Annotated in this window: 8 protein-coding genes; 1 reads left to right on the forward strand and 7 read right to left on the reverse strand. The window is 60.7% G+C overall.

The features are described 5' to 3' along the window. Position 1 precedes the first annotated feature (1 nt). Entirely contained in the window at positions 2-2,161 is a 2,160-nt protein-coding gene (locus ACYZTZ_RS04660) for a type I secretion system permease/ATPase (RefSeq protein ID WP_461997371.1), read from the reverse strand. A gap of 18 nt (positions 2,162-2,179) precedes the next feature. Next, positions 2,180-3,538, reverse strand: coding sequence for a TolC family outer membrane protein (locus tag ACYZTZ_RS04665; RefSeq protein ID WP_461997372.1), 1,359 nt, complete (start codon positions 3,536-3,538; stop codon positions 2,180-2,182). A gap of 591 nt (positions 3,539-4,129) precedes the next feature. Here ACYZTZ_RS04665 and ACYZTZ_RS04670 point away from each other — a divergent pair. Then, complete coding sequence (locus ACYZTZ_RS04670) at positions 4,130-10,750, forward strand: retention module-containing protein (protein WP_461997373.1); 6,621 nt, start codon at positions 4,130-4,132, stop codon at positions 10,748-10,750. A gap of 468 nt (positions 10,751-11,218) precedes the next feature. Here the strand turns inward: ACYZTZ_RS04670 and ACYZTZ_RS04675 are convergent, their stop codons facing one another. The 5 genes from ACYZTZ_RS04675 to ACYZTZ_RS04695 all read right to left on the reverse strand — a co-directional run bounded on the left by ACYZTZ_RS04675 (position 11,219) and on the right by ACYZTZ_RS04695 (position 17,514). Continuing rightward, on the reverse strand, positions 11,219-13,642 hold the full coding sequence (locus ACYZTZ_RS04675) for an Ig-like domain-containing protein (RefSeq protein ID WP_461997374.1): 2,424 nt from the start codon (positions 13,640-13,642) through the stop codon (positions 11,219-11,221). Between the two features lie 118 nt (positions 13,643-13,760). Beyond that, entirely contained in the window at positions 13,761-15,701 is a 1,941-nt protein-coding gene (lapD, locus tag ACYZTZ_RS04680; protein WP_461997375.1) for a cyclic di-GMP receptor LapD, read from the reverse strand. A 22-nt stretch (positions 15,702-15,723) separates the two neighbouring features. Then, positions 15,724-16,431 carry a cysteine protease LapG gene (gene lapG / locus ACYZTZ_RS04685; protein WP_461997376.1) on the reverse strand — a complete coding sequence of 236 codons (708 nt, stop codon included), beginning with the start codon at positions 16,429-16,431 and terminating at the stop codon, positions 15,724-15,726. Between the two features lie 89 nt (positions 16,432-16,520). Then, the gene (locus ACYZTZ_RS04690) at positions 16,521-16,916 is read right to left on the reverse strand and encodes a YbaN family protein (protein WP_056742197.1); all 396 of its coding nucleotides are present in this window, start codon (positions 16,914-16,916) and stop codon (positions 16,521-16,523) included. Between the two features lie 10 nt (positions 16,917-16,926). Continuing rightward, positions 16,927-17,514 (reverse strand): UPF0149 family protein, encoded by a 588-nt coding sequence (locus ACYZTZ_RS04695; protein ID WP_008156162.1) that lies wholly within the window; start codon positions 17,512-17,514, stop codon positions 16,927-16,929. Positions 17,515-17,851 lie beyond the last annotated feature (337 nt).

Consider the following 17,851-nt stretch of genomic DNA (forward strand, 5'->3'; position numbering starts at 1 on the left):
CCTAGACAGCCGCAGAGCCGACACGGCCCTTGCGCAGTGCATCGATGACCACTTCTTTCGGACCGTCGGCGACGATCCGCCCGTTGTCCAGCACCACCAGCCGATCCACCAGGCTGAGCATCGAGGTGCGGTGGGTCACCAGCAGCAGGGTTTTGCCCTGGACCCAGCGGTGGAGTTTTTGCCGCAGAACGTCTTCGCTGCTGTTGTCCATGGCGCTGGTGGGTTCGTCGAGCAACATGATCGGCGGATCCAGCAACAAGGCGCGGGCCAGCAACACGGCCTGACGTTGCCCGCCGGACAGCAGTTGTCCGCGTTCACCCACCGGCCGGTCGAAGCCTTGCGGATGCTGACGGGCCAGCTCGGTGACGCCGGTCAGTTCGGCGACTTCGAGCATCCGTGAATCGCTGATGTAGCGGGCGCCGAGGGTCAGGTTGTCGCGCAGGCTGCCGGCCAACAGCGGCAGGTCATGGGCGACGTAACCGATTTGCTGACGCAGGTCGGCGACGTCCAGTTGCCGCAAGTCCAGGCCATCGAGCAGCAACTGGCCTTCTTCCGGTGCGTAGAAACCCATCACCAGCCGCGCCAACGTACTTTTGCCCGAGCCGCTGCGACCGATGATGCCGATCCGCTCACCGGGTTTCACGCTGAAGCTGATGTTGGCGAGGGCCGGAGCGTTCTGGCCGTTGTAATGGAACGTCACACTGCTGACGTCTATCGCGCCTTGCAGTTGCGTGCGTTCCAGCGGCCGTTGTTTGACGTCGCGTTCCTGCGGCAAGGACATCAGCGCATCGGTGCTTTTCATGGTCAGTTGCGCTTGCTGATAGCGCGTGATCAAACCGGCAATCTGCCCCAGCGGCGCGAGCACCCGGCTGCCGAGCATGTAGGTCGCCACCAGCGCGCCGACGCTGAGGTTGCCGGCGATGATGCTGTAGACCCCGGCGACGATGGTCGCCATGCCGGAGAATTGCTGGATGAACAGCGTGCCGTTGGTGGCCAGCGCCGAGAGGTTGCGCGCATGGCTGTCGAGGCGGGTGAGGGCACCGTGGGTGCTTTCCCATTTGTGCTGGCGTTCGCTTTCGGCACTGCAGGCCTTGAGGGTTTCCAGACCGCCGAGGGTTTCGATCAGCAGCGCCTGGCGTTCGGCGCCCAGGGTCAGGCTTTTCTGTACGGTGTCGCGCAGGCGCACCTGGATCACCATCGCAAAGATGATCGTGATCGGAAACGCCAACAACGGAATCACCACCAGCCAGCCGCCGAGCAGGCCGATCACCACCAGCATCAGCACGGCAAACGGCAGGTCGATCAGGCTTGTCAGCGTCACCGCGGTGAGGAATTCCCGCAGGCCCTGGAAGTCATGGATGCTTTGGGCAAAACCACCGATGGTTGCCGGCCGCGCTTTCATCGCCATGCCGGTGATGCGTTCGAACAACGTGGCCGAAAGGATCACGTCGGTTTTCTTCCCGGCGGTGTCCAGCAGGTGCGCACGGACCACCCGCAACACCAGTTCGAAACCGGTGCCGATCAGCAAGCCGATGGACAGCACCCACAACGTCGACGTGGCCTGGTTCGGCACCACCCGGTCGTAGGTCTGCATCACGAACAGCGGCACCATCATCCCCAGCAGGTTGATCAGAAAACTTGCCAGAATCGCATCGCTGTACAGCCACTTCGACAGCTTCAAAGTGTCGCGAAACCACGCTTCAACCCGCGGCACCAGCGGCGAGCGCAAGTCTTCGAGTTCATGCCGTGGCCGCGCGAACAAGGCCTGGCCGCTGTAATTCTCGGCCAGTTCGTCCGTGCTGACCCATTGCTCACCGCCGTCGGATTCGCTCGGCAAAATCAGCAACTGCCCGTCATCGCCGAAGCGTCGTAGAACCGCCGTACGGCCGTTGTTGAGGATCAGCATCACAGGCAGGTTGAGGGCGGAAATATCCGCCAGTTCACGGCGCAGCAATCGCGCCTGCAAACTGGCTCGGGCCGCTGCGCGAGGCAGCAGGTCCAGGCTCAGACGTTGCTTGTTCAGGGGCAGCCCGGCACTCAGGCTGGCGCGACTGACCGTCGCGCCGTGGAGTTTGCAGAGGATCAACAGACCGTCCAGAAGCGGGTCATCGAAGCTCAGGCGCGGATCGACACCGATGTTGCCGGGTTCCATGCTGGTCACATTGATCTCTCCACAGGCCTACTTCAGTTCAGGCAAACGGGCTTCGTTTTTTACTTCCGTGGAGGCGATCGCATCGGCGGGCAACACCACCCGTTGTTTGCTCAGCAACTGACCCATGTTCGCCAGCACGCGGTACATCGAGAACTCCTCGGTGTAGCGCACTTCGGTGTAGCGGCGGTTGGCGTTGTAGAGCTCGTTTTCACTGTCCAGCAGGTCGAGCAGGGTGCGTTGACCGAGGCCGAACTGGTCCTGATACGCCACGCGCACACGTCGGCTGGTATCCGCGTATTCGCGGGCGGTCGGGGTTTGTTTCTTGGCATTGACCATGGCGTTCCAGGCCAGGTGAATGTTCTCGTTGAGTTGGCGCAGGGCATTGTTGCGGATGTCCATCGCCTGGTTGATCTGGTGCGCATCGGAGGCCAGGCGAGCCTTGTCGCTGCCACCGCGGAACAGGTTGTAGTTCATCACCACGCCGACTCGCCATTCGTTGTCGTGGCCTTCATCGCCCTGCACGTTGTTGTTCGCACCCACGGCGGCTTCGGCGTCGAAGCGAGGGTAGAACGGCGACTTGGCAACTTCGTACTGGCTCTCGGCCGATTGCACATCGGCCTGCGCGGATTTCAGGTACGGGTTGTTTTCCACCATGCTTTGCTGGGCTTCCGGCAGGGTGGCGGGCAGTTCGCCGCGGGTCGACGGCGGGGCTTCGAGTTCATCGGGCAGGCGCCCCACGACGGCGTAGAAGTTCGACTCGGCATCCGCCAGATCGACTTCAGCGGTATCGAGGTTGTTTTGCGCCAGTGCCCGGCGAGCGACGGACTGGTCGGAGTCGGCGGTGCTGCCGATACCCCGCTGGGTGCGCAGACCGATCTGATCGTTGACCCGCATGTGAGCTTGCAGGTTGTTCGTGGCCAGGGTCACCAGTTCGCGGCGCTTGAGCACTTCGAGGTAGACCTCGATGGTGCGCAGGGCCAGATCCTGAGCGGTACCTTGAGCGTAATAGGCCCGGGAATTGACCACGCCTTTGGTGCGCTGGACTTCGTTGGCGGTATTGAAACCATCGAAGAGCATCTGCCGCAGACGCAATTCCGATTGGGTGTAGGTCAGGATTTCGGTGTGGTGATTGCCTAATGCCCGGGTGTTGGTGTTATCGCTGTACCCGCGCCCGTAGGCGGCATTCAGATCAACCGATGGATAAAAGCCCCCCTTGGCGACTTTCACTTGCTCATCGGCCGAGAGGCGGCTGTCTACACGCGACGCCAGTTCCGGGTGGGTCGCGATGGTGCTCTGGATTGCCTCCGTCAATGACATGGCTTGAGCCTGAGAAGTGCAGGCCATGGCCAACAGAATTGCGCTGCAGAGCGGGGTTAATACGCGCATGGGTGCCTCTCCCTGATTCCTAATGGTGCTTATTGGTCGCCAAATATTTGACGGCATTTATAGTGAAAACCGTTTCATGCTTGTAACAACAGAGCTAAGAACATTCTGGGGGAAACCATAGAAGAATTTTTCATAAGTCTTATGCCAAAAAAAACTTATGCGCTCCGCAAAATCCAGCACATTGTTCACTCCGAAAGCCCTTGATTTATGAGCGTTAGGGCGCTTTGCAGGGCTTGAGGAAAGTTCCAAACCACATATCGACATAGGGCGGGGAAGTGCTGGAGGGGAGGGAAGCGGACGGTTTTGAGGTGACGGTTTTTTGTCACCTTGGTGGATCAAAACCGTTACGCATCGCTCAAAGGGCGACTGTTGCGCAATTGGATCCCGATGCCATTGATTGCAGAGGGTTTTTATCCCGCAGCAGACACGTCGCCCGCGAGCGGCACGCTTGGCGAGAACGGCGCCAGGGCAGCGGCTTACTTCAGGTAACCGCTGCCAGCAGGCGATTCCGCCAGGCAACCCGTTGGAGCCAGGAGCACGTTCTTCGCAAAAACAGGATGCCGACAGCGGTTGGCAGCGGAGGAAGTGCACATGGCTACGCTCATCGGTATTGTCAGTAAGGTCATTGGTCAGGTGTTCGCGGTTGCGAGCGATGGCACCCGACGCGCGCTGGTCGAGGGGGACCGGTTATTCGCCGGCGATCAACTGGCCACCGGGGCCGAAGGCGCGGTGGCAGTGCATCTGCAGAATGGCCAGGAACTGACCCTCGGGCGTGGCAGCAGTATGGAGATGACGCCTCAGTTACTCGCGCATCAGGCACCCCATGTAGACACCGCTGAAGCGGTGACGCCGACTCAGGCGCAACTGACCGATGTCGAGCAACTGCAAAAAGCGATCGTTGCCGGCGACGACCCGACCCAGACTGCTGACGCTACGGCGGCCGGACCGGATTCGACCGGCGCGCCCGGTGTACTGGGTGGCGGCCACACGTTTGTCATGCTTGAAGAGGTGGGCGGGCGGGTCGACCCGACGATTGGTTTTCCTACCGCAGGCTTCAACGGCATTCCCGAATTTCCCCTGGAGCGGCTGGCCGGAAACCCGGACAACGGCGATAACGGTGCAGGTGGTGCAGGTGGTGCAGGCGGTTCGGGTGGTTCAGGAGGGGCAGGCGTTGTTCCTGTAACACCGGATGTTCCTGTTGTTCCTGTGACACCGATTGTTCCTGAGGTGCCGAACAATCCGGTGACCCTCACCGGCCTGTCGGTAGCAGGGGGCGAACTGACCCTCAATGAGGCCAACCTGGCCGACGGTTCGGCCCCCAACCCTGGGGCACTGACCAAGACCGGCACGTTCAGCGTGTCTGCTCCTGATGGGCTGACCAGCCTGAGCATCGGAGGGATCAACGTGATCAGCGGTGGCGTTGCCGCAGGCTTCCCGCAATCGATCACCACCCCGTTGGGCAACAGCCTGACCGTCACCGGCTACAACCCGGCCACGGGGGTTGTGAGTTACAGCTACACCCTCAACGACAATGAAACCCATCCGGCCGGTGACGGCACCAACACCCTCACCGAGCACATCACCGTGGTGGCCGGCGACAGCAATGGCGATACCACCACGGGTTCCCTGGACGTCAACATCACCGACGACGTGCCCAAGGCGTTCGATGACAGCAACGCCAGCACTGCATCGGAAACCCTGGTGACCCTGACCGGCAGTGTGCTGCCCAACGACGTTCAGGGCGCTGATCGCATTCCTGCCGGACCCGAGAGCGGGCCAGTGGTTGGCGGCACTTTCAGCGGTAAATACGGCACGTTGGTGCTCAATCCAGACGGGACTTACACCTACACCCTGAACACCAGCGATGCCGACTTCAAAGCCTTGCAGGGCGGCGGCAGCGGCACCGAAACCTTCAGCTACACGCTCAAGGATGCCGACGGCGATACCAGCACCGCCAAGCTGGTGCTGAACATCCATAACAACGATGACCCGGTCACGATTAGCGGCCTGAACGTCGAAGGCGGCGAACTCACCGTCTATGAAAAAAACCTCAGTGACGGCAGCGCACCGGATTCCACCGCGCTAACCCAAAGCGGCACCTTCACCATCACCGCCCTCGATGGCGTGCAAACCCTGAGCGTTGGTGGCATCAACGTCGTGGTCGGCGGTGTGAGCGCGGGTTTCCCGCAATCGGTCGTCACGCCGTTGGGCAGTACGCTGACCATCACCGGGTTCGACAGCGCCACTGGCGTGGTCAGTTACAGCTACACCCTCGCCGATAATCAAGCGCATCCAACCGCCAATGGTGCCAACAGCATTTCCGAGCAATTGGCAGTCACCGTGGTCGACGACAACGGCACCACAGCCAACGGCAATCTGAACGTCAACATCGTCGATGACCTGCCGACCGCCCACCCCGACTCGACCGCGGTCGCAGAGGGCGGCACCGTCAGTGGCAACGTGCTGTGGAACGACGTCGGCGGCGCCGATGGCCTCGCCGCAGGAGGGGCGGTGGTCGGTGTTCGTGCCGGTTCAGACACCTCGACCCCGGCCGTTGGCGGCCTCAACAGCCAGATCAATGGCACCTACGGTTACCTGACGCTGGACGCCAACGGCAACGCCGTCTACCACAGCAACCCGAACGCCGTGAGCGACCCCGGTGCGACCGACGTGTTCACCTACACCGTGCGCGATGCCGACGGTGACCAAAGCACCACCACCATCACCATTGACGTGCACAACAGCGGCATCACAGCGGTCAGCGACAACGACGTGACCGTGTACGAAAAAGCCCTCGACCTGAACCAGGACGGTCAGGATCTGGCGCCCGGCACCGTTACCGGCAGTCAGCCGGTGAATACCGGCGAAACCGCCAGTGGCACCCTGGTCGGTTCGGTCAGCGGCGCGGCCGGTGCGATCACCTACACCTTGGTCAGCAGCGCCACCGGCACCTACGGGCAAATTCTGCTCAATCCCGATGGCGCCTACACCTACACGCTGACGTCGGCACCAAGCACCACGCCGCATGCAAACGATGGCGCCAACACCCTGAGCGAAAGCTTCACCTACCAAGCCACCGACTCTCTGGGTAACAGCACCACCAGCACCATCGTGGTCAAAATCGTCGATGATCAGCCGACTGCTCATGCCGACGAGACTTCGGTCGCAGAGGGCGGCACCGTCAGTGGCAACGTGCTGTGGAACGACGTCGGCGGTGCCGATGGCCTCGCCGCAGGAGGGGCGGTGGTCGGTGTGCGTGCCGGTTCAGACACCTCGACCTCAGCCGTTGGCGGCCTCAACAGCCAGATCAATGGCACCTACGGTTACCTGACGCTGGATGCAGCGGGCAACGCGGTCTACCACAGCAACCCGAACGCCGTGAGCGATCCCGGTGCGACCGACGTGTTCACCTACACCGTGCGCGATGCCGACGGTGACCAAAGCACCACGACCATCACCATCGACGTGCACAACAGCGGCATCACAGCGGTCAGCGACAGCGACGTGACCGTCTACGAAAAAGCCCTCGACCTGAACCAGGACGGTCAGGACCTGGCGCCCGGCACCGTTACCGGCAGTCAGCCGGTGAATACCGGCGAAACCGCCAGTGGCACGCTGGTCGGTTCGGTCAGTGGCGCGGTCGGTGCGATCACCTACACCCTGGTCGGCAGCGCCACCGGCACCTACGGGCAAATCCTCCTCAATCCCGATGGCACCTACACCTACACGCTGACCTCGGCGCCAAGCACCACGCCGCATGCGAACGACGGCGCCAACACCCTCAGCGAAAGCTTCACCTACCAAGCCACCGACTCTCTGGGCAACAGCACCACCAGCACCATCGTGGTCAAAATCGTCGATGACCTGCCGACTGCTCATGCCGACGAGACTTCGGTCGCCGAGGGCGGCACCGTCAGTGGCAACGTGCTATGGAACGACGTCGGCGGTGCCGACGGCCTCGCCGCAGGAGGAGCGGTGATCGGCGTGCGTGCCGGTTCAGACACCTCGACCTCGGCCGTTGGCGGCCTCAACACTCAGATCAATGGCACCTACGGTTACCTGACGCTGGATGCCAACGGCAACGCCGTCTACCACAGCAACCCGAACGCCGTGAGCGATCCCGGTGCGACCGACGTGTTCACCTACACCGTGCGCGATGCCGACGGTGACCAAAGCACCACCACCATCACCATCGACGTGATCAACAGCTGCATCAGAGCGGTCAGCGACAGCGACGTGACCGTGTACGAAAAAGCCCTCGATCTGAACCAGGATGGCCAGGATCTGGCGGCGGGCACCGTCACCGGCAGTCAGCCGGTGAATACCGGCGAAACCGCCAGTGGCACGCTGGTCGGTTCGGTCAGCGGCGCGGTCGGCGCGATCACCTACACTCTGGTCGGCAGCGCCACCGGGACCTACGGGCAGATCCTGCTCAATCCCGATGGCTCCTATACCTACACCCTGACGTCGGCGCCAAGCACCACGCCGCATGCAAACGATGGCGCCAACACCCTCAGCGAAAGCTTCACCTACCAAGCCACCGACTCTCTGGGCAACAGCACCACCAGCACCATCGTGGTCAAAATCGTCGATGATCTGCCGACTGCTCATGCCGACGAGACTTCGGTCGCCGAAGGCGGCACCGTCAGTGGCAACGTGCTGTGGAACGACGTCGGCGGCGCCGATGGCCTCGCCGCAGGGGGCGCGGTGGTTGGCGTGCGTGCCGGCTCAGACACCTCGACCCCGGCCGTTGGCGGCCTCAACTGCCAGATCAATGGCACCTACGGTTACCTGACGCTGGATGCCAACGGCAACGCCGTCTACCACAGCAACCCGAACGCCGTGAGCGATCCCGGTGCGACCGACGTGTTCACCTACACCGTGCGCGATGCCGACGGTGACCAAAGCACCACCACCATCACCATCGACGTGATCAACAGCTGCATCAGGGCGGTCAGCGACAGCGACGTGACCGTCTACGAAAAAGCCCTCGACCTGAACCAGGATGGCCAGGATCTGGCGGCGGGCACCGTCACCGGCAGTCAGCCGGTGAATACTGGCGAAACCGCCAGTGGCACCCTGGTCGGTTCGGTCAGTGGCGCGGCCGGCGCAATCACCTACACCCTGGTCGGCAGCGCCACCGGGACGTACGGGCAAATCCTGCTCAATCCCGATGGCACCTACACCTACACGCTGACCTCGCCGGCCAGCACCACGCCGCATGCGAACGACGGCGCCAACACCCTCAGCGAAAGCTTCACCTACCAAGCCACCGACGCCCTGGGCCATTCCACCACCAGCACCATCGTGGTGAACATTGTCGATGACCTGCCGACCGCCAACCCCGACGCAGCCTCGGTAGCGGAGGGCGGCATTGTCAGTGGCAACGTGCTGGCGAACGACTTCGGCGATGCCGATGGGGGTGGGGTGGTCGGCGTGCGTGCCGGTTCAGACACCTCGACCTCAGCCGTTGGCGGCCTCAACAGCCAGATCAATGGCACCTACGGTTACCTGACGCTGGATGCAGCGGGCAACGCGGTCTATCACAGTAACCCGGACGCCGTGAACGGCTTCGGGGCGACCGACGTGTTCACCTACACCTTGCGCGATGGCGATGGTGACGAGAGGACCACCACCATCACCATCGACGTGAACAATAGCTGCATCAGCGACAACGACGGCGACCAGGCCAGTTCGACGTTGACGGACCCAGTCATTGCGAACGCGCCACCGGTGGCGGTCGATGACCACATCATCACCAACGTGCTGTCGGGCAACATCGTGGTGCCGGGCGAGTTGTTGCTGGCCAACGACACCGATCCGAATGGCGATCCGCTGACCGCTTCGCCGATCACCGTCAGCACCGGTTGGATTGCCAAAGGCGCGGACTTCACCGGCACCCAGCAAAACTTCAGCTTCACCGGCGGTAACGAGCAGGCGGTAACCCTCGCTCGCAGTGCATTCGTCGCGAACACGACAGCCATGACGGCGGTGTTGGTCGTCAGCGGGGCGCTGGGACCGGTTAGCAGCAACACCCACGATGACGACCGCATCACCGTCGACCTCAAACAGGGTGAAACCCTTAACCTGGATCACAATCTGGCGGCCGGTCATGTCGCCATGGAGTACTCCATCAACGGCGGCACATGGATCACCCTCGCGGACGGGCAAACCCTCACTGCAACGTCGGACAGCACCTACCAGATCCACATCACCAACATCGACAACGGTGGTCCGGGCAACAGTGGGAAGGGAGCGGAAAACTACCAGCTGACCATGACCGTCAACTACGCCGGTGCCCATGACATAGCGCCCGATGTCCACGGCACCTACGCCGCCAACGACAGCCATGGCGGCAGCGACAACGCCGCCGTGACCATCACCTATCAGGACGGCCACACCCTCACCGGCACGGCGGGCGATGATGTACTGGTGGCGGGCGCCGGTAACAACGTGATCAATGCCGGCGACGGCAACGACGTGCTCACCGCCGGTTCCGGCAACAACGAAATGCACGGCGGCGCCGGCAATGACTTGCTGTACAGCGGTGCGGGCAACGACCTGCTCGACGGCGGCACCGGCGTTGACACCGCGAGCTATGCCCACGCTACGGCCGGGGTCACGGTCAATCTGGGCGTGCTCGGTGCGCAGAACACTGCGGGCGCCGGGACCGACACTCTGACGGCGATCGAAAACCTGACCGGCTCCAACTTCAACGATTCCCTGACGGGCGATAACCACAGCAACATCATCAACGGCGGCTTGGGTAACGACATGCTCAACGGCGGGGGCGGCGATGACTTCCTGATCGGCGGCCTGGGCAACAACACCCTCACCGGCGGCAGCGGCGCCGACACCTTCCAGTGGCTCAAAGGCAACAGCGGCCATGACGTGGTCACCGACTTCACGCCGGGCATCGACAAACTCGACCTGTCGCAACTGCTGCAAGGGGAAAACAGTACCGCGGCGTCGCTGGATGATTACCTGCACTTCAAAGTCACCGGCAGCGGCGACTCACTGGTCACCAGCATCGACGTCAGCGCCATGGCTGGCGCCGCGCCGAATCAGACCATCGACCTGGCGGGCGTGAACCTGGCCAGCCATTACGGCGTAACGCCGGGGGCGGGTGGGGTGATTGCGGGGGGGCACGATACGGCGACGATTATCAACGGGATGCTTAATGACCATTCGTTGAAGGTGGATACGGTGTGATCTGAAATGACAAAACCCGCCATTCCTGTGAAAAGGGATGACGGGTTTTTTGGTGTTTGTGGGTTCGTCGTTCAGTTCGGAATCCATCCCTCACCCTAACCCTCTCCCAGAGGGAGAGGGGACTGACCGTGAGTGGCTCAAGTTATGAAACACACCCAAAAACCTGAGTTTCACGCGATTTTTCAGGTCGATGTAACTCGACCAAACAACTTGGGCCGGTAAATAAATGCGTCCCCTTTTCAGCAAACATCAAACATCAAACATCAAACGTCGAATGCCGGATTGAAAATCTTCTCGCCGGGCACAAACGTAGCTGACCGTTATCGAACTGGATGTTACGCAAAGGGCGGTTTCCAAATCGAACCGGGGACAGTTTGTCCCCGGCAGATCGATGTATCGGTTGACCGCCTGAAGCAGGGCTTGCTCAGTTTCGCTCACTCACCTCGTTCAGTTAATGTGACAGAGTTTCTATGAATCATAAGCCACTATTGGGTGCTTCTCGTCGAAAGTATAATAACCGCCAAGCGCCAATCCCAATTGTGGGGAATACGAAAGCCTCCAGTAAAATCGACCAGCAGAATAATCAGATCCGGTGTGCCACTGAAGTTGACCCCTATACAGATACTTATAATTAATAATTTCCCGTCTAGGAGGTTCGTTCTGGATCATGAATACGCCACCCTGGCTAATGATCCATTGTTTCGCCTGAGCGAAATTGGAAGGGATTGGGTTATGAAGCATGCGGATGACGTTCGTTGTATCAACAGTGAAGCTTTTCTCCTGGCCCGCTGCGTCAGACACGGTAATAGTTGCCGAACCATTCCCTTCGCTTCGCACGACCCCATTGTTGTCGACTGAGGCTATGCTTTCGTCAGATGATTCGTACTTGTATGGGAGAGTACCGCTGGAGGCTGAACGGTCTGCAGCAGTTCCGACAGGGTCGACTCCTTTGGATATCCAAGGAAGCCCTGTGCCTTGGATTGAGATATTTTGTCCGTTAAGGTTTAGTGGAGTAGTGTCCACTATAAGTTCGGGGGTGACCTTCACCGTATAAGTACGCAGCGGGAAAGTCACCGCCGTCGTTATATTGACGATACCGTCAAAGTTCACCCTGAAGCTGATGTTCAGCACACTCCGGTCCTTGAGCGTCTTCAACCACTCAATCGGTGCCGGCCTGACCAGACCAGGCAGTGTGTTGTGAGGCTCACCCTTGCGGTCCTCATATGAAATAGCGTCACCATTGGCAGCAACTCCCTCATACAGTACCCAGACATTCTGCCCCGGCACCTGATGCGGCCATTCGCCTACTCGTAGCTGATCGGTGGCCTGCAGTTGAGTGACGTCCAGTTCGCTACCTGGCGCGCGGTCGATGGCCGGAGTCGGAAGGCTCGGATGGCTATCCGGGATCGTGCCAACGGAAGCCGTCAAGATCGGCGACGACGGCAGCGGTTTGCCGTCGCGGTTCAGCAGAAAACTGAGCCTGACCTTTTCTTTACCCATGTTCGCCGCGATAAAGGCCTTGGTCAGCGGGAAGTTGGCCCGGCTGTTGGCGTTCAGCGGTAGTGGTGTGAAGGTCGGGGAGCCCGCACCGGGAGCGCCTTCGACGATGAGTTGTACGGTGTCGCCCTTGCGATAACCCAGCACCTCCACTTGACCATTCGCGCCTTGCAGATTGGCGGCGTCCAGCGGATCGAGTAAGCCATTGACGGACTTCTGCAACCTTGGAGGTTTCAGATCCGGCAACCCCTCGCCGATGACCCGCGCCGAGGCCACTCTTGAACTGCCCAACACAGGGCCATTTCTGAGCAACTGATACGTCGCTGTCACCACGCTGCTGGCAATCACCTGGTCGTTGGCCACTTGCAGAACGCAAGGTTTCTTCTGCCCGAAATCGTCCGCCTCCACGATACCGGACACCGTCACCACCACGTCGGGCAGGCCGGTGACTTTCGCGGTGTAGGTCGCATTGAGGGTGTCGCCTGGCAGGAAGCGATGGTCGCTGGTCAAGACAATCAGCAACAGCGGATTCTTGCCCAGTTTTTCCAGGTCAATGATGCCCGGTTCGTCCGTCGGGTCGTTCTGGATTTCCCGCAGGATGGGTGCCGGTAGACGGCTACCGCTCAGGTCCACGTCGGCGATTTGTGTCGCCGACCATGGCGAGTCGGTGTCCGGGCCATTGCCGAGCTGGTCGGTGACGGTGTAGGAAAACTTGAACTGAGGATGGTCCTTGGCATTTTCCAGATCGGCGCGCGTCAGGGTGAAACACACTGTGACCGGTTCATCCGAACCCGGTTTGGGAGCTTGCAGCGAGGTCACTGTGTGAAATACATCATGGCCATTGCAGTTCAAACGAATGCGGTCGTAAGCCCGGCAATACGGGTAAGACACGCACACTTGAGCACCCGCAACGGGGAAGTCCGGGCCGACGCCATGCTTGATTGCATCGGGCAGCAACAAGTCCAGTCGCGAGTGACCGTCTTCTCCCGGATTGGTGTCTTGATTGCCAGGCCGGATGGCGTTGTACAGCAACTCCAGTGGTGGCTGGGAAGTGCCTATGTTCTGGCTGTTGCGAGTCACTGAATAGGTGAGGCGGTTGGTGATGTCGGGAAGCAGCAGCTTTTTCGGAATGTACAGGGTGGTGGTGCTGCTATCGGACGCCGTCTGCTGGCTGTCGATGCCGGGTTGACCGTTGAGATTGAGGGTGACGGTATCGCCCGGTTGCTGACCCAGGTAAGGATCAACCTCAACAGTGGCACCCATGGGGGTCAGGTCATAAATGCGCAACGGCACGCCAGCATCTGCACCCTCGACCGGGACAGTGGCCTCGGGAAGCCTGGGTGCGTACAGCACCAAAACAGTGTTATTGAGCGCTTCGGTTTGATCGCCGGTCATGGGAGGGTTCCTTGCCTGAAGATGGGGGACTGATGCGGTATCAGACACCCGGCAAGGCGAGCTGCCTACTGTCATATCTGACAGGTAACGACAGTTTTAAGACGAACGGTCGTACCCCTTACATCGGCTCCGGCGGCCCAATCAACCGCCCCATCACACCAAACAACCCCAACTCCCGGATCACCTCCAGCTCCCCCTTGGTCTCCACCATCTCCGCAATCAACGGCAAATCAATGCTGTTGGTCGCCCGAAAAATAGCCTCGATGAACAGCCGTTTATCACTCTGCTCATCAATGTGACGGATGTACGCACCGTCGACTTTCAAGTAAGCCAGCCCCAATTGAGTCAGGTTTCCGATCTGGCCGAAGCTGCCGCCGAAATGCTGCAGACCGATGCGGTAACCGGTGTTGAGCAGGCTGTGGCTCAGGCGTTGCAGTTCTTCCTGTGGTGGCAGTTGGCGTTCGTCGATTTCCAGAATCAGCAGGGGCGCGAGTTCGGGCAGCGATTCGAGCATGTCGAGGATGTGTTGCAACTGCGCTGGATCGCGCAGGGTGCTGCCGGACAGGCTTAGCGCCAGGGGCCAACGATTGACGATGAGGTAGTCGAGGGTGGCTTCGAGCATGGCCAGGTCAAACCGGGCCGACCAGCCGAGTCGCTCGATCCACGGCAGGAAATGCCCGGCGGCAATGGCCTCGCCCTGCGGGTCGATCAGGCGCGCGAGGACTTTGTGATGCAGCACCTGGCTGGTGTCGGCGCATTGCACCACCGGCTGGAAATACAGTTGCATCTTGCCTTGGTTCAGGGCGTCGTCGATCCAGGTTTGCCAGTCGTTTTGGGATGGGGTCGGCGCGGTGATGGAATCGGCCAAGTGAACCCACGGGCGCTCGGGATGTTGCCGGGCTTCGGTCAACGCCTGATCCAGTCGCGTCAGTACGTCACTGGCCGGCTCACCGGGGTGGTAAGGGGCGATCCCCAAATGCGCCACCGGCATGGCGTCGCTGGCGCCGGTCAGGCGCAGGTTTTCCAGGGTGGCGCTGATTTCGCTGGCCAGGCGTGCGGCGTCGGTGCTGTCCAGGCCAGGCGTCAGCAGGCTGAATTCACCGCCACGATTGCGCGCGGCTAGCCAGGTGCGACGTTCCGCTGGCTGGGTCAGGCGTTTGAGCAATTCACCGACGGCGCTGATCAGTGCATCGGTACGTTGGCCGCCCAAACGTTGGTTGAGACCGACCAGGTCGTTGATCCGCAACATCAGCAAATGGCCGTCGCTGCTCTGCTCGGAGACCAGCAACTCGTCGGCCAATTCTTCATCCAGCAAGCGTCGATTGGCCAGGCCTGTAAGGCTGTCCTGATAGGACTCGACCCGCAGTTTTTCACTGCGTGCGACCTCTTCGGCGAACAGCGCCTTGAGCTTCTCGACCATCTGGTTCATGGCCAATACCACGCGTTTCAACTCCGGTGTGCGCGGCAGTTTCGGCAGGCTGAGGAACTCGCGTTTGCTGATGGCTTCGGCCTGTTTGACCATGGTGTCGAGCGGACGAAATTGCCGGCGCAGCAACCAGCCACCAAACACGGCACTGAGCAGGCCGCACACCAGCAACCAGATCAGGCTGCCGAGCGTGCTGTCCCAGAGTTTGGCCAGGGCGAACTGCGGATTGCTCAACACTTCGACCCGTGCCGCCTGCACCCAGCCGCGCATGATCAGCGCTTCGCCACCGGGTGGGTGCAGGTTGACCAGGTTCACAAACCAGGCGGGAACGCCGTCGATTTGCCCCGGCGCACTGCGCTCCACCAGCACCTGCGCATCGTCGATGTTGATGATTCGAATACTGCTGAAGTAACCGCTGTCGAAAATCGAGCTGACCATTAATTCGATCATGGCCGGGTCATCGATTTGCGCCGTCAACGACAACCCCAACGCGGTGGCGGCGTCCTGGGCGTGGGAGCGCAATTGGCCGAGCATCTGGTCGCGAGAGCTTTCCAGGCTGACAAAAAAACTGCCGCTGAACGCCACCAGCAAGAACAGGCAGATGGCGAGAAACAACTGTTTACGCAGTGACATAAATCGCTCCTTGCTCAGGTGGCTAGCCGTCGCCCACGGCGAACCCTTCGGCCTGCATCTTTTTTAGTACGTCCTGCCAGCGCGACAGTTTTTTCGAGTCGCTGCTGCGTTTGCCACCATTGGCTCCCGGCAAGTACAGGCCTTCTGCGTTGAAGGCGTACACCGGCAGCAAGTCTTTGCGTTGGGAGGCGGGGCGGACCTCGCCGATCAAGTTGTCCAGCACCAGCGGATCGGCCGTGGGGCTGTTGTAGAAAGTCAGCACCATGTGCGCCTGGTTCTGGGTCAGGGCTTTCACGTAGGTGATGCGTAGTTTTTCGCTGGGAATTCCCAGGTAGCGCAGGCTGAAATATTTCGCCAGTGCGTAGTCCTCGCAATCAGCGGCACCTTTGATCAGGGATTCGACGGGTGTGGCCCAGTAATCGGTCTGATGCCAGATGCGGGTGTCGTCCAGAAAGCTCAGTTGCTGATTGAAGAAACGATTGACCGCGTTCAGTTGCTCGCGCTCGGGGGCGTTGACTTCGCTTTGCAGCATCTGACTCCAGGCCTCGATCCTTCCCCGTCCCGCGCCGAGGGTGCCGTAGCGATCTTCGGCGGTTTGCAGAATCTGCGTAAAACTCCAGTTGGCCCCGACACTGCTCAGCCCGGCCAACAGAAAAGTGATCAGCAACAGCCATCCGCCGAGCCGAAGTCGGAGCGTTGACCATCCTGGACTACGCAGACTGCGGGACATGTCTGGCCGCTCGGGTGCAGATGCCTGAAGTCTAGGCGGTGTTTATTGAAAGGGAGGGTTGATCGTCGGAGGAAGGGAGCGATCAGGGATCAGGGCTTTTGCAGGGTTTTCTGTTTGAGGATGTAGACGCTCACCAGCACGGCGCTGGTCAGCATGAACCCCCGCGCCCACGGCAGGGGCACCAGGTAGCAGGAAAGGAGGATGCTCGCCCACATCAGGCCGATGGCGTAGACCTTGCCTTTGAGTGGGATACCGTTGCCGCTCAGGTAATCGCGAACCCACGGCCCAAGCCGCGGATGTTCAACCAGCCAATGATAGAAGCGCGGCGAACTGCGGGCGAAGCAGGCGGCCGCCAGCAGCAGGAAGGGCGTGGTGGGCAACACCGGCAGGAAAATCCCGATCACCCCCAGCGCTACGCTCAGCCAGCCGATGGCCAGCAGCACGTAACGCAACATCAGGGAGCGGTTGCCTATGGGGTTGTCCATAGGCAAAACCTTAGTGGTGACGAGGCTTGAGGATCGCCGGTTTTTCGTCTGGCGCCTGGCACAGCAGGTACAGCGCGGTCAGGGCTTCCGGGATCTGCACGATCATGTCGTCCATCAGGTTGGCGTCTTTGGCGATGTCTTCGAACTCAGGCTGTTCGTCGAACAGACCCGAACCGACCATGATCGGCAGCAGCATTTCGCTGACTTCGTCTTCGGCGGTTTCGAACCAGGCTGCTTCGCGCAGGAACACGCCTTCCATGAAACCGATGCACCAGCCGCGCAGGTCGGAGTCATCCGGCTCTTCGCCCAGGTCCAGGTCACAAGGCAGCTCGAACTCTTCATCGGACGCCAGTTGGCGAGCGATGTGAGCCTTGAGGGCCAGCAGGGTGGATTCGATCGCTTCACGCTCGGTGTCGTCGGCGTAATGCGGCTCTTCGGCGAAGAGGGCGTCGATCCATTCACGGTCGGGAACGGTTTCGGAACAGATCGACAGCGCAGTGAGGTAGCCGTGGGCGGCCACGTAGTCCAGCGCCTCGTCATGCAGTTCGTCGGCGTCGAGGAAGACTTGCAGGCGGGTTAGTTGCTCAGCGAAGGACATTAAAGGGCTACCTTGGGAATTAAACAGATGCGGGAATTCTAGGCCTTCTTGAGCGCTTGGGCCAGCCGCGCGGGATATTTGGACCCATGCAGGAGTATGGAACACCGCAATCCCTGTGGGAGTGAGCCTGCTCGCGATAGCGGTGGGCCAGTCAACTCTGTTTTGAATGTAGCGCCGCTATCGCGAGCAGGCTCACTCCTACAGGGTTCTTCATGGCATTGGGTTATGTGTCTTATCAGTGGTGCCCTGCGCAAGGGAGGGCTCGGGTATACTCGCGCGTTTTGTGATGCCCTGCCGGCGTCGCGGCTGAAATGTGAAGCGTCATGCAATGCGCACT

The organism is Pseudomonas sp. LB3P58, assembly GCF_054897895.1.